Below are 18,149 nucleotides of genomic sequence, written 5' to 3' on the forward strand. Positions count from 1 at the left end.
GGATGTTGCCATGATTCAAATCCTTCACCACGGCGCCGTGAATGGCGTAACTGGTTCGTGCCACGAGCTTCGATTGTTGCAGGCTACAAAGGGGGCTGCCCCCTCGGCGTCAGCCCCCACCCTTCTGCCAGCGTCAAACTTACATCCAGGCATCCTCATAGACTGCGGCCTGTTCCAGGGCCAAGAAGAATCCCGAGGCTCCTCCGCCGAAGATCTCGCCATCGATTTCCCCATCGACCACATCCGTGCACTGGTGGTCACCCACGTGCACATCGACCACGTGGGCCGCATTCCCTACCTGCTTGCCGCCGGCTTTGACGGCCCCATCATCTGCTCTGAACCTTCCGCTATCATGCTCCCGGAAATCCTGGAAGACGCCCTGAAGATTGGCTTTACCCGGGATCGCGCTTTGATTAATCGGGTTTTGGAGCTGATACGGGCGAGGGTGGTGCCGCTGCCGTATGGCCGCTGGCATTCGGTGTTTGAGGAGGAAGTCGGGAGTTTGAAGGTGCGCCTGCAGAGGGCCGGGCACATTCTGGGTTCGGCTTATGTGGAGTGTGATGTAGTGTCTGGCATTGCGGCGGAGCGTATTGTGTTCAGCGGTGATCTCGGCGCGCCCCATTCCCCGTTGCTGCCGGAGCCTGCGCCCCCGGAGCGTGCTGATCGCCTGGTGATTGAGAGTACTTACGGCGATAAGAACCACGAAGACCGGGAAACGCGGCGTTATCGGCTGAAGGCGGTTCTGGAGCATGCGTTGGAAGACGGCGGTACGGTGTTGATACCGGCGTTCAGTATTGGCCGTACTCAGGAGCTTTTGTATGAGATCGAAGGGCTGATTGCGGAGTTTGGAGATAAAGAAATTCCGCAGGCTACAAAGGGGTCTGACCCCTTGGGGTCGGACCCCACCCTTCTGCCAGCGCCGAACGCCAAAGCTGGTGCCATTGGGGTCAGTCCCCAAGGGGACAGACCCCGTAGCGGGCCCCGTAGCGAGTCTCTGACCTGGAGCAATCTGGAAATCGTCGTCGATTCCCCCCTGGCCGCCGAGTTCACCAAAATCTACCGAGACCTCAAACCCTTCTGGGATGAAGAAGCCCGTGCCCTGGTGGCGGCGGGCCGACACCCGCTTTCTTTCGAACAGCTTACCGTCATCAATTCCCACGAAGACCACCTCAATGCTGTGGAATACCTGGCCAAATCTCATCGCCCCTGCGTGGTGATCGCAGGTTCCGGTATGTGCGCCGGCGGCAGGGTGGTAAATTATCTGAAAGCGATGCTGGGCGATGCCCGCAACGATGTGTTGTTTGTGGGTTACCAGGCTGCAGGCACTCCGGGCCGCAATATTCTGACCTACGGCCCCCGCGGCGGTTGGGTAGAGCTGGATGGCCAACGCTACGACATCCGCGCCCAGGTGCACACCGTAGGCGGCTATTCCGCCCACGCCGGGCAGGAGGATTTGCTGCGCTTTGTGGAGGGCATTCCACAACCGCCCAGCGAGATTCGGATTGTGCATGGGGATGAGGCGGCGAAGCGGGCTTTACAGGGGAAGTTGCGTGATAGCCTGCCTGAGGTTGCGGTGTTGATTCCTGGGTAAATGTTGGTTCAAGGATGAAAACTCGATATGTATTCGAAACGATTCGCCAAGGAAGTGCAGATTACTCGGCATGCTGCTCAGCGCATGCAGTCACGTGCTATCAGTGAGAGGGAGTTGTCTTTATTGATAGAAGAAGGGCAAACTCGATTCAAAGATAGTAAGCGGTTCTGGATAGCTCATTTTTTTGAGGAACGCTGTGACAATCTGTTATGTGTACCAGTGGTTCATGAAAAAGATTTGCTGGTAGTAAAAACTGTAATGCACCATTTTTCCTGGGAGGGTTAATGATATGCGTACCGTTTATGATGAATCGGAAGATATTCTGACAATCCATCTCAGCGATAAGGCGATTGCGAAAGAGGTTTCCCAGGACTGGAACACTCATATCAGCTATGCGGAAGATGGATCGATTGTAGAGATTGTGGTTCTTGATGCCAAAGAGAGTGGTGCTTGGCCGCTCATAACCACCCGCGCGGCGTGAAATTGTAAATTTGGGGTCAGACCACAGAACATTTGACCGATCAAAATGTCTTGGGGTCTGACCCCAATTTAAAATAGATACCACTGTATCCAATTTGATATAATTAACTGGCTTTTGGATATGGAGGTATCTCTGTGAATCTGATTTCAGGGCGGGATGTACAGGTTGCCTTGGCGGCGTACGTGCAGGAGCGGCGGAAGGCCTTGAAGTGGTCGCGGGCGGTGCTTGCGGAGCGCAGTACTGTGCCGGCACCGACCATCAAGAAATTTGAAACCACGGGGCAGATTTCATTACGGCAGTTTTTACTGTTGTGGCAGTGCGTGGATGATCTTCATCGGTTTCAGGATTTGACGAGCGCGGAGCAAAAGCCTATGCCGCGTTCACTGGATGAGGTGCTTGCCCAGTGAGCTTTGCCCCGGTTCGCCAGTTAGCGGTTTGGCGCACGTTCAGCGATGGGCAGCGGGCCCTGGTTGGTGGCCTGGCGCAGAACCGGCAAGGCGTATTCTTTCAGTACGATGCAGATTACCTGGCCAGGTTCAGCCCGTTGTCGCCCTTTGCATTGAAGTGGGATGCGACGGTGCAGCTGGCTCCCCGCGATCCCCATGGCGGGCTGCCGGGGGTGTTCGCGGATTCTCTGCCTGATGGCTGGGGGTTACTGTTGATGGACCGGGTGTTTCGTCAGCAGGGTATTCTGCCAGCTCAGGTAACGCCGATGGACAGGCTGGCTTTTGTGGGCGCTACGGGCACCGGTGCACTGAGTTATACGCCGGTGGCGGAATTTGCGCCGGTAGCGGATGACAAGCTGATTGAAACAGCAGAGCTTGGGCTTCAGGCGCAGGCCGTATTCGACGGGCAAACGACGGATGTGTTGGCCGAACTGGTTGCCGCCGGAAGCTCCGCAGGTGCGCGGCCCAAGGCGCAACTGTATTTTGCTGAAGGGGAGTACGGCGTGTGTCGCACCCGGCCCATCGCTGGTGATGAAGCCTGGCTGGTTAAGTTTACCTCTGCCAATCTGCCACTAGGCCATGAAGAAGGGTTGTGTGAGGCGGTTTATCTATCATTGGCAGAACGCGCGGGATTGCAGCCTCCCCGCTGGCAGTTGCTGCCGGCTCCCGAGGCATCGGGCGCCAGGGCCTGGTTAGCGGTTGAGCGATTTGACCGGGTGTGGCGCCCAGAGGATGTGCCCGGTTGCGTTCATCTGCACAGTGCCTGCGGTTTGCTGGATGCGGATTTCCGGGCGCCCAGTCTGGATTACGAGGATTTGATCAAGGCCAGTGGCCAGTTATGTCGTGGCGTTAACGCGGCGCAGCTGCAGTTCTTGCGCGCAGTGTTTAATTTGTTCGCGGTGAACCAGGACGATCACAGCAAGAACTGGGCGTTTCTGCAAAGTGATGATGGCGATTGGCAGCCTGCACCGTTCTATGACGTGACCTTCAGCCCCGGCCGGTTTGGCGAACACAGCACGGCTTATGCCGGGTTTGGCAAGAAACCACCGTTGAAGGCCATGCAAAAGCTGGCCGCTGAGGCAGGCTTTGCCAGCTGGGAACAGGCGAGGCAGGGAATAGAGCGGGTACTGGATGCCTTGGCCGGTTTCTCTGCCACGGCTAAGGCGCTGGGCGTGAGCGCCGAAACTACCCGGCTTATTCAGCAGCAGCTTGATCAAGCCTATCAGCAGAACATCAAATAATGGGGTCAGACCCCAGAACATTTGACCGATCAAAATGTCTTGGGGTCTGACCCCAAAATTGGAGGATTCATGAAGAAGATCGCAGTGGTAGGTCTTGGCTATGTGGGTTTGCCGTTGGCAGCGGCTTTTGGTGAGAAGCGCGAGGTGGTTGGTTTTGATATCAACAGCAAGCGCATTGCCGAGCTGAAAGATGGGGTGGATTTTACCCGTGAGGTGTCTGCGGATGAGTTGGCGGCCGCGAAGCACTTGTCGTTTACGGATTCGCTGGAGGGCATTGCCGATTGCCAGATCTATATTGTGACGGTGCCTACGCCCATTGATGAATACAAAAGCCCAGACCTGACGCCGCTGGTGAAGGCCAGTGAGAGTGTGGGCAAGGTGTTGAAGAAGGGCGACATCGTAGTTTACGAATCCACGGTGTTCCCGGGTGCCACCGAAGAGGTGTGCGTGCCGGTGCTGGAGGAGCTGTCTGGCCTGGTGTTCAACCAGGATTTCTTCGCCGGTTACAGCCCTGAGCGGATCAACCCGGGTGACAAAGAGCACCGGATAACAACGATCATGAAAGTGACGTCCGGCTCTACGCCGGAAATTGCCGAGGAAGTGGATGCCTTATACGCGGATATCATCACCGCCGGCACCCACAAGGCCAGTTCCATTAAGGTCGCGGAAGCCGCCAAGGTGATTGAAAACACCCAGCGGGATTTGAACATTGCCTTGATGAATGAGTTGTCGATGATCTTTGCTCGTTTGAAGATTGACACCAATGAAGTATTGGCCGCCGCCGGAACTAAATGGAACTTCCTGCCGTTTAAACCCGGCCTGGTGGGAGGGCATTGTATTGGGGTGGACCCGTATTATCTGACCCATAAAGCCCAGGCCATCGGCTATAACCCGGAGATTATTCTGGCCGGCCGTCGGGTAAATGACAATATGGGGCCTTATGCTGCTTCGGTCCTGGTGAAGGCAATGATTAAAAAAGGCCACACCATTGCGGGTTCCCGGGTGTTGATTATGGGCTTTACCTTTAAAGAAAATTGCCCGGATCTGCGCAATACCCGTGTGATTGATGTGGTGCGCGAACTTCAGGATTATGGCTGCCAGGTGGATGTTACCGATTGCTGGGCAGATAATGCCGAAGCAGAGCATGAATATGGTATTTCATTGGTACCAGAGCCGGCGAAAGGAAACTATGACGCTGTCTTGCTGGCCGTTCCGCACAGGGAATACGCGGCTTTGAATGCGGATGAATTACGTGGTTATACCAATGGCAACGGTGTGCTGTTTGATTTGAAAGGTATATTGCCGTTGGGGCATGCAGACTTGCGGCTGTAATCGGTGTTCGGATCGGATACCTGATATAGTTGTCTGACGGCTATTTGTTGAGGAGTGTAGCGATGTACGCTATCGAATTTGAAGCAGACATCAAGAATGGCATGGTTAAAATTCCATCAGAGTACACGCAACTGGAAGACAGTCACGCTCGGATTCTTGTAATGGTTAGTGACCAGGCATCGTTGGCTATTGAGAAGTCCTCGCTGGATTTCAGTAATGTTGATATTCAGGCATTCAAGGAAAAGGATGCCGTGGTCATGCAGAGGGAAATGAGGGATGAGTGGTAGATACCTGCTGGATACCAACGCCATTATTTATGCACTTGGTCGCAATTTAAAATTGCCCCCAGCGCACTATGCAGTTTCAGTAATAACTAAAATGGAGCTGTTGTCTTGGCCGGCACTGACGGCTAATGATGAGGTGAAGTTGCGTGAGGTCATAGAGCGGATCACAGTTGTGCAATTGCTTCCTGCGATTCAGGAAACGGCAATTAAGATTCGCAGGAACACATTGCTCAAACTCCCGGATGCAATAATTTCGTCAACCGCCATAAAAGGAGACTTTGTTCTGGTGACTGATGATGAGAAGCTTTCGAGCCGTCATGTCGGAACTGCAATTTCATTGAACGAGCTCATCGCAGTTGCGCCCGACCAAGTTTGAGTGTTGGTGAACTCGAAAAGATAAAAGCCTGGCATTGTTGCTGGGCTTTTTTATTAATGGGTTGTAAGCGTTTTATTTTGCCAATTTGTGAATTGTTTATTATGATTGGTCGCGACTTCTCGTCATATTCAATATTTTATTAAAACCCATCGAATAAGGTTTTATTTCCATGGCAAAGATTAACGATTACTACCAGAAGAAACAGCTGATGGAAAAGCTGGCCGCTGAGCTGGAACAGCTCGAGAAGGACCAGGCACTGAAAGGCGAACTGGAATTTGAAAACAAGGTTCGTGCTTTGATGAAGGAATATGACAAATCTCCCAAGGATGTTCTGCAGATTCTGGCGGCGATTGACCCCTCGATTGCAGGCGCCAAAGCGGATGCTTCAACCGGTACCCGCGCCAAGCGCCCGATGAAAACCTACAAGAACCCGCACACCGGTGAAGTGGTTAAAACCCGTGGCGGTAACCACAAAACTCTGAACGAGTGGCGTGAAAAGCACGGTAAGGAAGCTGTTCAAAGCTGGCAGCAGGATTGATTGAATCGGGCCGCGGAATCAGCGGCCCGATTTCGTTTACGCCGCCTATTCTTTTCGCCAAGTTGTGAATATACGCTACAATCTAGAAGATATTCGTCGGAATGTAGAGTATATCCACATGACCCTTCTCGAACTTGGTCCGTTTATCAGAAAAGAGCGCAAACGCGCAGGCTTGTCCATGCAGGCTTTGTCTGACCTGGCGGGCGTTGACCGGACAACCCTATCGAAACTGGAGAATCAGCACCTTCCGGAAATGGGCTATGCCAAACTGGAACGGTTACTTGCTGTTCTGGGGTTGGAGTTTTCGGTGCGTGCTATGGGGGGATTGCCGACGTTAAAAGACCTTCAGAGAGATAATGAACGGGGGCTGGAATGACTTCTGTTCGCCGGGCAAGGGTAGAGGTATCTGGCAGTGTTGTGGGTGACTTGTCTTCACCAGAGCGGCCGGAACCATCGGTGTTTGTGTATCGCGAACGTGTGCCCGAGCAGTCTGCAGTGTCGGTGACCATGCCGGTGAGTGAGGCGTCTTATGCTTTCGATGGCGTGCATCCGATCTTTGCCCAGAATCTGCCTGAGGGCTATTTGGGCGACATCATCAGAAAGCATGTTGCCAAGCTTTATGGCTCCGGGGATCTGACGGTGCTGGCAACACTGGGTCGGCATCAGGTTGGTCGAGTGGTCGTGACGGCTGATGATTTTGCAGGGATGGGTGATGAGCACCAAGGCGAATCGTTGGGCAGGTTGCTGGCTGCCAAGGACGACTCGTTGTTTGAGGAACTCGTTGAAAAGTACGCCCTTCGTTCAGGCGTTTCCGGCGTGCAACCGAAGGTTTTGGTGCCGGCCTCTATTTCTGAAAAATCGACGCTTCGCACCGAAGGCTACATTGTAAAGACCTGGGGCGATGACTATCCGCAATTGGCAGCCAATGAGTACTTTTGCATGACTGTGGCTCGGGAGTTCGGGTTGCCGGTACCGGATTTCTATCTTTCTGATAATGGCCGGTTGTTCATCATGTCTCGTTTTGACCGTCGGCCGGATGGCTCTTGGTTGGGTTTTGAAGATGCCTGTGTTCTGCAAGGATTGCTGCCTGAGGATAAGTATTCTGGTAGTTATGAGAAGCTGGCTAAAACATTATCGCTATTTCTCTCCCCGCAACACCGCCGTGAAGGCTTGCGCTGGTTATTCAGGTCTGTACTGCTCTCATGGGCCGTACGCAATGGAGATGCCCATCTGAAGAACTTTGGCTTGTTGTATTGCGAGCCGTTTGGTGAACGCTGGTTGGCACCCACCTACGACATTGTTTCTACCACTCCCTACCTGAAGCGTGATGTACCTGCGCTGACCCTGTCTGGCCGGAAGGTATGGTGGCCTTTGAGTTACTTGAAAAACTTCGCCCGCCAATCCTGTGGCCTGACAACGGCTGAGGTAAGCACAGATCTTGAGTTATTGGCGCAAAAACTCACTGAGATTGCTGATCAGATAGACTCGTACACAACCAAGACACCCGCCTTCACTCAGGTAGGCACCACCATGTCCCAAACCTTCCGCGCAAGCAGCCACGAAATCACTTTTGGGGTCAGACCCCAAGACATTTGACCACCCGAAATGTTCTGGGGTCTGACCCCAAGCGCTGTTGAGCCGATAGAGCGCTTCCTTCGGCTCAGAAAATCTCATAATATGAGCCGATAAACTTATTTCAATGGCTCACGCAATGTATACCTGGGAACTGAAAGACTGGCCGCACTTTCGCTTTGATCATGCAGAAGCGGAATTTTGGACGCAGAAAGCGCTGGCGGCCTCCCAGAGAATTCTGGGGGCGATGTCGGTTGTTCCGGAGGATCTCGGAAGCGAGGCAAGGCTGGATCTTCTTGTGAGTGCTGCCATTGAGACCAGTGCCATTGAGGGTGAGGCGCTCAATCGCGAAGATGTGCGCAGTTCCATCAAGAATCATTTCTTGAAACCGGATGAGAAGGTTGCGGTGCATGACCCGGTCGCAGCGGGTATCTCGGCTGTCATTCTCGAGGTGATGGACCTTTATGGTGAAGCTCTAACGGAGCAGCGATTGCACCATTGGAACAAGTTGGTTCTCCCTGAGGCCGGTTCAAGCCCGTTTTCGGGGGTGCGAACAGCACCTGGGCAGTGGCGCACGCACTCTGATGCTATGCAGATTGTTTCTGGCCCCGTGCACAATCCTGCCGTTCACTTCGAGGCGCCACCATCGGCACGAGTGCCGGCGGAAATGAGGGTGTTTCTGGACTGGTTCAACAACGATTCGCTGGAGTTGCCTGGTGTGGCCCGTGCGGCGATTGCTCATCTCTGGTTTGAAACTATCCATCCGTATGAAGACGGTAATGGCAGGGTAGGCCGGGCGATTGCCGATGTGGCAGTTTCACAGATGTTAAAGCAGCCGTTGATGATGAGTCTGGCGACGGTGCTAAGTAAGCATCGGAAAGCCTATTACCAGCAATTGAATGCAGCCTCAAAAGAGACGCTGGATATAACGCCCTGGGTGAACTGGTTTGGTGAGCGGGTTGTTGAGGCTTTGGAAGGCAGCATCCAGGTTATCCAGTATGTGGTAAAAAAGGCACGCTTCTGGGATTCGCTGAACAACCGTGATCTGAATGACAGGCAGCTGAAGCTGATTCGCAAAATGCTCGGGCACGATGCTCCAGGTTTTGAAAACGGAATTAATGCAAAGAAGTACCAGAACCTGACCCGTTGCTCAAAAGCCACCGCTACCCGCGACCTTCAGAACCTGGTCGCCCAAGGTGTGCTCGCTCCCATCCAAAGCAAAGGGCGCTACGCCCGCTATCAACTGACTCTATAATTTGGGGTCTGACCCCAGTTTAGTTGGTGCGTTTGGGGTCAGTCCCGTGGGGACAGACCCCGTAGCTTAGTTGGGTGATGCACCAAAATTCGCAGGCTACAAAGGGGTCTGACCCCTTGGGGTCGGACCCCACCCTTCTGCCAGCGCCAATCGCCAACGTCGCGGTTATTCAGCAACTACCACTCTGTTTCTGCCGCTCTCCTTGGCCGCATACAGCGCCTCATCCGCCTTCTGCATCCACTGCATATAGTTCTCAGGCTCGTCGGTGAGTTGGGCGATGCCCATGCTGATGGTGTAGGTGATGTTGCCCGCGCTGGTCTCTACGGTGCTTTTTTCGATGCCTTCGCGAATGCGCTCGCAGATGAGGCGGGCGTTCTCCGCATCGGTTTCCGGGAGGATGATGCCGAACTCTTCGCCACCGTAGCGGCCGGCGCTGTCGGATTGGCGGATGTTATTGCGGGTGGTCTGGGCGGTGTGGCGGATGACCTCGTCGCCGGCCAGGTGGCCGTAGTTATCGTTGACCGGTTTGAAGTGGTCGATGTCGAACATCACCAGGCTGGTGGCCTGGCCGTAGCGGCGATAGCGTTCGTATTCCGCGTCTACCAGGTTTTCCCAGGTGCCACGGTTGAGCAGGCCGGTCAGGCGGTCTGTCATGCTCAGTTTGGCAAGCTGTTCGTTGGCCCGCTCCAGGGCCCGCTTGCTACTGGCGAATTCGGTCACGTCGTAAATCAGCAGGCAGATCTTGTCGACCTCACCGTTGGTGCCGGTTAGCGGGCTGATGGTGAGGTTCTGGAACATGTACTCTTCGGTGCCGGTGATGGGCCGGGTGTTCCGGAATTTGAACAGGTAGGGGCGCTGCTCCCAGGAGGTGAACGCCCGGGTGTTGAGCATGGCGACGGCATCGACTTTGCGGGTAAGCCATGCTTGCGGGATGTCCGGAAACACGTCGAACAGGACTTTGTTCTGGATCTGGCTGCCGGTAATGCCGCTGTGATGCTCCATAAAGCCATTCCAGGCCTGCACGCGGAAATCGAGGTCCAGCACCACGAGGCCTACCTCGACCGATTCGAGCATGTCTACCAGCCAGTGAAAGGCGCCTGCTTCGGGGTTCTGAAAGGCCATGGTCAATCCACCAGGTATTCGAGGCGTTTTTCGAGGAAGGGCACCGAGTCTTCGGTGAACAGAATCAGCATATCGCAATGGATGTCGCGGTTTTCGATGGCGTAGCTGATTTCAATACAAAGAAGTTGTTCTTCCCGATTGCTGTGGTGTTCCAGCAGTTCGTTGATGGGGCGATGTTGGCCCAGAACGCTGGGATGGCCCAGGCCAAGTTTCAGATCCAGCTGATCGCCAATGCCGTTCAGGAAGGCGCCGAAGAGGATGCTGGACATGTCCATCAACACTTCCACGTTAACGGATTCGCCCTCGACCACATCGTAATGCAGCAGTTCCGCCATTTCCTGAAAGCTGGCGTCTTCGAACAACAGCAGTGCCTCGCCCGCAAGACCGGCGCCGGTAAATCCCTGGCACACGGCGGAGTAAGCTTCGCCTTGCTGGGCAGCGGAGATGGCCATATGCAGTTCGGAATTGGCGATAAACGCCACTTTCGGGATCGGCTGCTTTACGAACACCCTGAGTAGCCGGGCCAGGAGGTCAGACGAGCGGCCCATGGCCACGTTGGCAATCTCCTGCAGGTAGTCGTTCAGGCTGACGGAGATTTCCCGGGCTTTGCTGACGGTGCTGCGCAGTGAGGAATCCTTCAGCGCTGCGGTTTCCAATTTGCCGGGGCGGTAGAAGCCGTACTCTTCGAGCAACCTGGTAACAAGGCCGGTGTCTGTGGGCTTTTTGATGAAGTCGATGACACCCAGTTTACGAACGCGTTCCCGGGCCTCCGGCTGAATGTCGCCGGAGACCACAATGGTGAGGACCGGGAGGTCTTCCTTGCGGATATGCTCAAGTACCTGATAGCCGTCCATCTCTGGCATGTTGAGATCCAGAAACAGAAGCTCGGCTTTGTGGCCGCGAAGAATTTGCAGGGCCTCTTCGCCGTTGGTGGCGAACCGGATGTCATCCGCCAGGCCAGCAGGCAGTGCCCGGGCCATTTGCTTGCGGGCGAGGGCGGAGTCATCGCAAATCAGGATCTGGGTAGACATCGGTGGTTGATCAGTGCCATGGGTAGAGGGATTCAGTATAGCAGTGCCGGATGATGTGTATCTATAGGCTACATCATTGATGTCCGGTGCGCTGGTTATTGTTTCTTCCGTGCTTTGGGCAGGTGAGGATAAGTGTAATCCTGTGATGGCGATCATGCTTAACGAGGAAATGACATCTACGTAATGGGTGAATGTGATTTTGGTCACTCTATGTACGCGCGGGCCTCCGTTATAGTCTGGTGACGGTCAAAAAGACACAAAACGTTACATAGAATAACATGACCGTATGCCAGCACCGAAATAACAAAATAAGCGGGCGGCATGAGTCGGCGTCGGAAACTGACTCACAAAAACAATCAGAGACACTAATATGAAGACGCAAGCGTATGGATACGCTGCCCTTGCCACGTTCTGCCTGGGTATTTCGCCCGTTGCCCAGGCCGATCTTAAGCCCATTTCAGATGATGCAATGGGCGAGGTGACCGGGCAGGCCTTTATGCAAATAGAAAACATTGCCGGCGAAAACCATGACTTCACTCGGATGACCCTGGGTATGGACGTGGAAACGCGAGTCAATGTGGATGATATTCAGGTGGGCCAGATTGATGGCGGCACCGATTTTTCAGCAAGCCACCTGGCGCTAGGGCATATCGCCCGTGCCGACGGCGAAGTATTCAATGGCCGAACCTATAATGAAGGTGAGGTTATTCCCTTTGAGGCCCAGCGGCCTTATATCGAACTGGCTGAAGATGCTCAGGGCCTGGCGGGCTTCCGTTTGGGATTCCAGCAGGCGCGGGGTTCGGTGTCTTCTCATACCACCAGCTTTAGTGGCGCCATGCCCGGCCTGAAGGTACGGGAAGAAGAGTCTGGCACCATTTACGATACTGCATTGTTTGCCGGTGACGGTGAAACAGCCACGAATTACCGCGCATCCCACATTGGTATTGTGCCCAATGGCGATGAGCCCTTGTCTTGTGTTTCTGGCGTGAACTGCGCGCCGCTCACCAACCTGCGTTCCATCATTGTGGGTGACGAAGGTGCGGCAGAGGGCGAGGTAGCCTTCACCGATGGCTTTTTCATCGGGTTCCAGCGTGATGAGAATGTTGACTGGCAAAGCCTGGATGGCGCCAATACCATCAGCGTGGGTAAGGGGGTGTTTATCAACCTGCCGACGAATATGACAGTGGACTTGAGCCAGTTAACGGGTGAGGGTGTAGACCGGTTGCGGACCCATCAGGTGGATATGGGGACGAAGTTGTTTTGAATTTTGGTAGACTCCTGCCATTGATCCGTTTGGCAGGAGTGCTCCCTTGATCCGTTCTTTCTACTGGCACGATTACGAAACCTTCGGTGTGGACCCGGTTCATGACCGCCCCTCTCAGTTCGCCGGCGTTCGCACCGATGCCGATCTGAACGTGATCGAAGATCCGTTGGTGATCTTCTGCAAGCCGACAGACGATTACCTGCCTTCCCCGGAAGCCTGTTTGATTACTGGTATTACTCCGCAGAAAGCGCTGGAAGACGGCTTTCCGGAAGCGGAATTCATCGCCCAGATCAACGAAGCCTTCAGCCAGCCCGGCACCTGCGCCGTGGGCTACAACAGCCTGCGTTTTGATGACGAAGTCACCCGCCACACCCTGTACCGAAACCTGCGTGATCCTTACGCCCGGGAATGGCAGAACGGCAACTCCCGTTGGGACATCATCGACATGGTGCGCCTGACCTACGCCCTGCGCCCGGAAGGCATCAATTGGCCGAAGAAAGAAGACGGCAGCCCCAGCTTCAAGCTGGAAGAATTGACGGTGGCTAACGGCATTGCCCACGAGGCAGCCCACGATGCTATGTCTGACGTGCTGGCCACCATCGCCGTGGCCAAGCTGATCAAAGAGAAGCAGCCCAAGCTGTTTGAGTTTGTGCTGAACAACAAAGACAAGCACTCCGCCCGGCAAATGCTGGACACCGCCGCCATGAAACCGGTGTTCCATATTTCTGCCAAGTACCCGGCCACCCGTGGGTGCTGCGCCCTGGTGGCGCCGGTGGCGGAAAGTCTGAGCAACAAGAACCAGGTGATTGTGTACGACCTGCGGGAAGACCCCACTGAACTGATCAACGCCACCGTGGAGCAGATTCGTGAGCGGGTATTTACGTCACAGGCAGAGCTGGGTGAGGGCGTTAGCCGCTTCCCCTTGAAAGGTGTGCAATTGAACAAGTGCCCGGTGCTGGCCCCGGCCAACATGCTGTCAACCCTGTCGCCGGAACGGCTGGCGGAACTGGAGCTGGATGGCGACGTGCTGCGCGCCAACCTGGCCAAACTGCGGCAAGCGCCAGACCTGCCAGGCCGCATCGCTCAAGCCTTCGAGCAGGATTTCGCCGGCAGCGACCTGACCGACCCGGACGAACAACTCTACGCCGGTGGCTTCATCAGCAAAACCGATCGGGAGAAACTGAACTGGCTGTTAACCCAGCCGGCAGATACCCTGGGCGAGCAAGACGTGAGCTTCGAAGACGCACGCCTGCCAGACATGCTATTCCGCTACCGCGCCCGCAATTACCCGGGCACCCTGAGCGGCGAAGACATGGAACGCTGGGAAGAATTTCGCAGCCAACGCCTGATGCACCCCAAGAAAGGCTGGCGCTCACTGGAAGAGTACGGCCGTATCCTGCAAAAACTCGCCGCCGACCCGGAGCTCACGCCCAGGAACCAGCAAATCCTCGAAGACCTCCACCTCTACGGCGAATCCCTCATCCCCTACATGTGAAATTGGGGTCAGACCCCAAGACATTTGATGCTGCCAAATGTCCGGGGGTCTGACCCCAAATTTTATCTGCGGCGTTGGAAGTAGACGCTGAGGTTCTGGCCCATGAGGCTTTGCACTTCGCTGCCCAGGGCTTCGGCCTGGATTTGGCGTTGTACCGGGGCGGTGGCGAGGCTGTGGCCGTCTTCGTCCCGGGCTTTGACCAGTTTCCATTCCACTTCGTTACTGACCAGCGCCAGCAGTTCTTTGAGCTGGGCGGCGTCTTGTGGGCGGAACCAGCGGTCGCGACAGCCGCCGAGGCTGTAGAAGTCGTCGTCTTTCAGCAGGTTGGCCCATACCGCGTCTTGTTTGTTGGCCAGTACCATACGGCGGAGCTGGCGCAGGCTGGTGCGGGTGGGTTGAAGCTGGTGTTCGGCAATCAATCGGCGGATCTGTTTGTCGCCGGTGGTTTGCTCGGCCATGCTGGTGTGCATGTGAACGACGGCACCACTGATGGAGGCGCTGTTGATGAGCGCTGCCAGGGAAAGTTCCGTCATGGCCGGTGAAGGCAGGCGGCCCACTTCCACCCAATGGACCTGATGGCCATCGGCCACGAAGCGCTGGGCGATGGACCAGGGCCAGAACACGATGTTATCCATGTTCAGGGTTTGCGCCATGCGGGTGGCCTTGGCGATGTTGGCCAGGGATTCGTCTACCGCGATCACTTCGACATCGTTAAGGTATTGCGCCAGTTCCATGGCACGTTGGCCGGACTGGGCGCCGCACACCAGAATGCGCAGGGTGGCGGGCAGGTTGTCTGTATTCAGGCCAAGTTCCTGGGCCATTACGGCTTTCAGGCTGGTTTCGGTGCGGTAGGCCAGCTGGCTCCAGGCGGGCCAGGCCTGTGGCACGTCGGTTTTGGCCAGGCAGAGCTCTTCCGCTTTTTCGTCAAAATTCTGTTTGATGGCTTCTTCTTCGGCGCGGCTGGAATAGCTGGCGGCCATCATCGGCTGCATGGCCAGGGGCCAGTCCATCAGGTTCCATTGCCCCAGCTGCATAGCAAAGCTTTGATGGAACAGGGCACCGTACATGGCGCTGATCATCAGCGAGCCAATCAGAGCCTCTTGTGGTTCGCGCACGGCGAATTGCGCCACAATGCTGTCGTTGATCGTGGCTGCCAGGCGCTCTTCATCGTCTTCCGCGGCCAATGCGTAACCGGTGCGGTCTGCGTATTCGGCAATGGCCAGGCACAGGGGCTGCAGTTCATCCCGCAGGCTGGCGGTTTGCGCCACTTCCGCCATGATCGCCCGGCGCAGCATCACCACCAGTTCTTCCACAGCGGCGTTGGGCATCAGGGTTTTCTGCAAGGCCAGTATCAGCAGGTCGTCTTCAGCGGCAGCATCCAGGAAGACCTCGGCATTCGGGTTATCCAGATCGTACTGCTGCTGAATGATGGCGCCGACAAACCGGCCGATTTCCTGGTGCGGCAGGCCGTCTTTGCGTAGCAGGGCGATGGCATCCTGCGCCAGGTCGGTGTCCGCCTTGTGAATCTGCAGGTGCTGCGCGCAGGTTAGCATGCCGGAATACACCGAATCCCAGTGGGAACCGGTTTGCAAAAGCTTGCGATAATGGAGGTAGGCCACATCGAATTGCCCTTGCAGGCGCTTGGCGTGAGCGATACCGCAGAAAGCGGCGGCGGATTGCCGGTCGCATTCCAGCGCCCGCAGGAAGTACTCCTCCGCCAGAGCCGGGCGCTCGCTCTTCAGCGCCCAGTAACCCAGGTTGCAGTACTGCTGCGCCTGCCCCGGCTGGCTGTTCAGGCTGGCATTGAACAGCGCATGGGCTTTCTCCAGCTGGCCATCATCCATCTCCACCCGGCCCAGCAGGCCAAGGGCGGCCGCGTTTTCCGGCTCCAGCGCCAGCGCCTGGTCCAGGTACTCCCGGCATTCAAACCGCGCCTTCAGCCGCTGCACATAGGAAAGCCCGTTACTGTTGGACTCCCCATACGCCAGATTCGCCTGCAAAACCAACCGCGCCGCCTGCGCCTGAACCGAGCGGGGAAGATGAGCATTGTGATGTTGTACGTGCATGGAACACCTCGTTACCAGCCATGATTCGATGCGGCAAAGGTCTGCAGTTTTTTGACGGTTTGCCGTGCTTTGAGGGAGGTGTTGCGAAAGGTGTGCCAGTTTGGTGTTTGAATTTGGGGTCAGACCCCAATACATTTGCAGCCTCGAAATGTCTTGGGGTCTGACCCCAGAAATGTCTTGGGGTCTGACCCCAAAAATAGGAGCGGTTATGGGTGCGCAGGGTAAAGGTGTTTATCAGGTTAAGGTCACGCTTTCTGGCATCAGGCCGCCTATTTGGCGGAGGTTGCTGATCTCGCCGGAGGCGACGTTTCAGGATTTGCACCGGGTTATCCAGATCGCCATGGGGTGGCGGGCGTCGCATCTGCATTTGTTTCAGGCGGCCGATGGCAGGCTGATTGGCGACCCGGCGGAGGATGAAGATGACATGATGGGGTTTCTGGATGAAACCCGCTTGCGGGTGGGCAGTGTTCTGAAGCGCGAAGGCCAGGCCATCAAATATGAGTATGATTTTGGCGATAGTTGGGAGCACCAGGTGAAGCTGGAGAAGATTCTGCCTGCAGGCGATGAAGGGCAATTGCCCCATTGTATAAAAGCCGCCCGCCAGTGCCCGCCGGAGGATGTGGGTGGGGTGCATGGCTACTATGAGTTTCTGGATGCAATGCATGACCCCGCGCACCCGGAACACGAGGGTGTGAAGGAGTGGTGGGGTGGGGAGTTTGATCCGGAGTTTGTGAACCTGGAGGAGATCAATCAGCTGCTCCCAGAGCGGGATGCCCTGTTTGCGGAGAGCGAGGTTGATGCGCTGCCGCCTGCTGATTTCTGTGGCCTGAGCCCCAGCCAGATGCATGAGCTGCTGCAGAGCCCGCTGCATTGCCCGTCTGTGTTCAAGCCGCTGATCAATGCAAAAGCGGTTGACCAGGAACTGGATACGGCACCCATCCTGGAAATGGCAAAGGTACTGGTTAACGAGCTGGGCGAGAAGGGCATTCGCCTGACCGGCAAAGGTAACCTGCCGCTCAAGCAGGTGAAGGCCATGATTGAGGCCGCCGGCGAGGAGGTTGTGGTGCCGTTTGCCGGCTACGGTTCCGTGCGTTCCGAGGAGGACATTCTTGGCGTTCAGCTTACCCGTGTGCTCCTGGAGTTGGCCGGCTACACCCGAAAGGAAAAGGGCCGCCTGCTGCTGAAGAAAGCCGCCGCCAAACGCATCCACACAAAAGGCTGGTTAACCCTATACCAGGACATGCTGGCCGCCACGTTCTCCGAATTTAACTGGGCCTGGATGGACCACTACGACGGGCTGGACGATATACAAACCGTCGGCCCCTTCTTCTTGTGGTTGCTGGCAGAGAAAGGGGGCGACTGGTTGCCGGTTGATGGCTACATAAACGACATGCTGGCGGCCTTCCCGCAACTGCCTCTTTCGGCGCATCCACGCCCATATGCCAGCGAAGAACAACAAACCCGCTGGGCGCTGAATTCCAGGGTAATCCGCCTGTTCCGGCTGTTGGGGTTGATTGAGTTGAACCCGGAGCGAGTGCTGTTCCGCGAGGAGGCTGAGCAACGGCTTCGGAGAACGGCTTTGTTTGAGGGGTTGTTTGCTAAGGCTTAGGGTGGGGTCAGACCCCCGGACATTTGATGGGGTGAAATGTCTTGGGGTCTGACCCCAAATTAGATTCGGCGAACGGGGCCGGGATAACGCGCGACCAGATCATCGGCCGTCAGCAACAGGAAACCTTCAGTCTCTGCCTGGGCAACCAGGATTCTGTCGAATGGGTCTTTGTGGATTTCCGGCAGGTGGCTAACGGCCAAGGTGTGCAGTGACGAAATTGCCAATTCTGTATAGCCATTATCAACCAGTCCGCGCCGGAGCAGATGTGGGTCAACATGAAAGTCTGGCCGCCCCAGGCCATTTTTGATGACGACTTCCCAGATACTGGCGGCGCTGAAGTACAGCCTGTTATTTTCGTTACTGATCATGCCTGCCGCTTCGGGGGATAACTTATTTGGCTCCGCTGCGGCCCAGAGCAGTAGGTGAGTGTCCAGAAGAAGGTTCAT

At 55.8% G+C, this 18,149-nt stretch carries 19 protein-coding genes; 15 read left to right on the plus strand and 4 right to left on the minus strand.

All coding sequences use genetic code 11. From position 1 onward, the window contains the following. The first annotated feature begins 10 nt into the window (after positions 1-10). From ACZ5Q2_RS10790 to ACZ5Q2_RS10845, 12 genes are all read left to right on the plus strand, one after another. Complete coding sequence (locus tag ACZ5Q2_RS10790; protein ID WP_432210122.1) at positions 11-1,591, plus strand: MBL fold metallo-hydrolase; 1,581 nt, start codon at positions 11-13, stop codon at positions 1,589-1,591. Between the two features lie 27 nt (positions 1,592-1,618). After that, positions 1,619-1,876 carry a DUF4258 domain-containing protein gene (locus tag ACZ5Q2_RS10795; protein WP_082780652.1) on the plus strand — a complete coding sequence of 86 codons (258 nt, stop codon included), beginning with the start codon at positions 1,619-1,621 and terminating at the stop codon, positions 1,874-1,876. Positions 1,877-1,880: 4 nt separating this feature from the next. Beyond that, positions 1,881-2,072, plus strand: a complete 192-nt coding sequence (locus ACZ5Q2_RS10800) for a DUF2283 domain-containing protein (RefSeq protein WP_061333745.1) — start codon at positions 1,881-1,883, stop codon at positions 2,070-2,072. A 134-nt stretch (positions 2,073-2,206) separates the two neighbouring features. After that, positions 2,207-2,479, plus strand: a complete 273-nt coding sequence (locus ACZ5Q2_RS10805; protein ID WP_227510301.1) for a helix-turn-helix domain-containing protein — start codon at positions 2,207-2,209, stop codon at positions 2,477-2,479. Further along, the gene (locus ACZ5Q2_RS10810) at positions 2,476-3,759 is read left to right on the plus strand and encodes a type II toxin-antitoxin system HipA family toxin (protein ID WP_061333747.1); all 1,284 of its coding nucleotides are present in this window, start codon (positions 2,476-2,478) and stop codon (positions 3,757-3,759) included. Before ACZ5Q2_RS10805 ends, ACZ5Q2_RS10810 begins: the two co-directional genes overlap by 4 nt. A 69-nt stretch (positions 3,760-3,828) precedes the next feature. Next, positions 3,829-5,091 (plus strand): Vi polysaccharide biosynthesis UDP-N-acetylglucosamine C-6 dehydrogenase TviB, encoded by a 1,263-nt coding sequence (gene tviB / locus ACZ5Q2_RS10815; RefSeq protein WP_230714538.1) that lies wholly within the window; start codon positions 3,829-3,831, stop codon positions 5,089-5,091. A gap of 62 nt (positions 5,092-5,153) precedes the next feature. Further along, complete coding sequence (locus ACZ5Q2_RS10820; RefSeq protein ID WP_230714540.1) at positions 5,154-5,378, plus strand: hypothetical protein; 225 nt, start codon at positions 5,154-5,156, stop codon at positions 5,376-5,378. Next, the gene (locus tag ACZ5Q2_RS10825; RefSeq protein ID WP_230714542.1) at positions 5,368-5,751 is read left to right on the plus strand and encodes a type II toxin-antitoxin system VapC family toxin; all 384 of its coding nucleotides are present in this window, start codon (positions 5,368-5,370) and stop codon (positions 5,749-5,751) included. Before ACZ5Q2_RS10820 ends, ACZ5Q2_RS10825 begins: the two co-directional genes overlap by 11 nt. 169 nt (positions 5,752-5,920) lie before the next feature. Then, entirely contained in the window at positions 5,921-6,289 is a 369-nt protein-coding gene (locus ACZ5Q2_RS10830; protein ID WP_058089975.1) for a histone-like nucleoid-structuring protein, MvaT/MvaU family, read from the plus strand. A gap of 118 nt (positions 6,290-6,407) precedes the next feature. Then, the gene (locus ACZ5Q2_RS10835; protein ID WP_058089976.1) at positions 6,408-6,665 is read left to right on the plus strand and encodes a helix-turn-helix domain-containing protein; all 258 of its coding nucleotides are present in this window, start codon (positions 6,408-6,410) and stop codon (positions 6,663-6,665) included. Beyond that, entirely contained in the window at positions 6,662-7,885 is a 1,224-nt protein-coding gene (locus ACZ5Q2_RS10840; RefSeq protein WP_058089977.1) for a type II toxin-antitoxin system HipA family toxin, read from the plus strand. Before ACZ5Q2_RS10835 ends, ACZ5Q2_RS10840 begins: the two co-directional genes overlap by 4 nt. A gap of 103 nt (positions 7,886-7,988) precedes the next feature. Then, the gene (locus tag ACZ5Q2_RS10845; RefSeq protein WP_432210121.1) at positions 7,989-9,116 is read left to right on the plus strand and encodes a Fic family protein; all 1,128 of its coding nucleotides are present in this window, start codon (positions 7,989-7,991) and stop codon (positions 9,114-9,116) included. A 165-nt stretch (positions 9,117-9,281) separates the two neighbouring features. On the opposite strand, the gene ACZ5Q2_RS10850 is transcribed toward ACZ5Q2_RS10845, so the two are convergent. Both ACZ5Q2_RS10850 and ACZ5Q2_RS10855 read right to left on the minus strand, forming a co-directional pair. Further along, positions 9,282-10,238: a GGDEF domain-containing protein gene (locus tag ACZ5Q2_RS10850; RefSeq protein ID WP_432210120.1), complete on the minus strand. Its 957-nt coding sequence runs from the start codon at positions 10,236-10,238 to the stop codon at positions 9,282-9,284. Positions 10,239-10,240: 2 nt separating this feature from the next. Continuing rightward, on the minus strand, positions 10,241-11,269 hold the full coding sequence (locus tag ACZ5Q2_RS10855; protein ID WP_058089980.1) for a response regulator: 1,029 nt from the start codon (positions 11,267-11,269) through the stop codon (positions 10,241-10,243). 370 nt (positions 11,270-11,639) lie between these two features. On the opposite strand from ACZ5Q2_RS10855, the gene ACZ5Q2_RS10860 reads away from it, so the two are divergent. Together ACZ5Q2_RS10860 and sbcB are read left to right on the plus strand one after the other, a co-directional pair. Further along, positions 11,640-12,533: a DUF6160 family protein gene (locus tag ACZ5Q2_RS10860; protein ID WP_058089981.1), complete on the plus strand. Its 894-nt coding sequence runs from the start codon at positions 11,640-11,642 to the stop codon at positions 12,531-12,533. A gap of 46 nt (positions 12,534-12,579) precedes the next feature. After that, positions 12,580-14,028 (plus strand): exodeoxyribonuclease I, encoded by a 1,449-nt coding sequence (gene sbcB / locus ACZ5Q2_RS10865; protein WP_230714550.1) that lies wholly within the window; start codon positions 12,580-12,582, stop codon positions 14,026-14,028. A gap of 62 nt (positions 14,029-14,090) precedes the next feature. On the opposite strand, the gene ACZ5Q2_RS10870 is transcribed toward sbcB, so the two are convergent. Beyond that, the gene (locus ACZ5Q2_RS10870; RefSeq protein WP_230714552.1) at positions 14,091-16,094 is read right to left on the minus strand and encodes a tetratricopeptide repeat protein; all 2,004 of its coding nucleotides are present in this window, start codon (positions 16,092-16,094) and stop codon (positions 14,091-14,093) included. Positions 16,095-16,302: 208 nt separating this feature from the next. Here ACZ5Q2_RS10870 and ACZ5Q2_RS10875 point away from each other — a divergent pair, with 208 nt between their 5' ends. Continuing rightward, the gene (locus ACZ5Q2_RS10875; protein ID WP_230714555.1) at positions 16,303-17,703 is read left to right on the plus strand and encodes a plasmid pRiA4b ORF-3 family protein; all 1,401 of its coding nucleotides are present in this window, start codon (positions 16,303-16,305) and stop codon (positions 17,701-17,703) included. A gap of 59 nt (positions 17,704-17,762) precedes the next feature. Here ACZ5Q2_RS10875 and ACZ5Q2_RS10880 read toward each other — a convergent pair whose 3' ends face one another. Further along, the gene (locus ACZ5Q2_RS10880; protein WP_230714557.1) at positions 17,763-18,149 is read right to left on the minus strand and encodes a type II toxin-antitoxin system VapC family toxin; all 387 of its coding nucleotides are present in this window, start codon (positions 18,147-18,149) and stop codon (positions 17,763-17,765) included.

The sequence above is a fragment of the Marinobacter alkaliphilus genome (assembly GCF_055394375.1).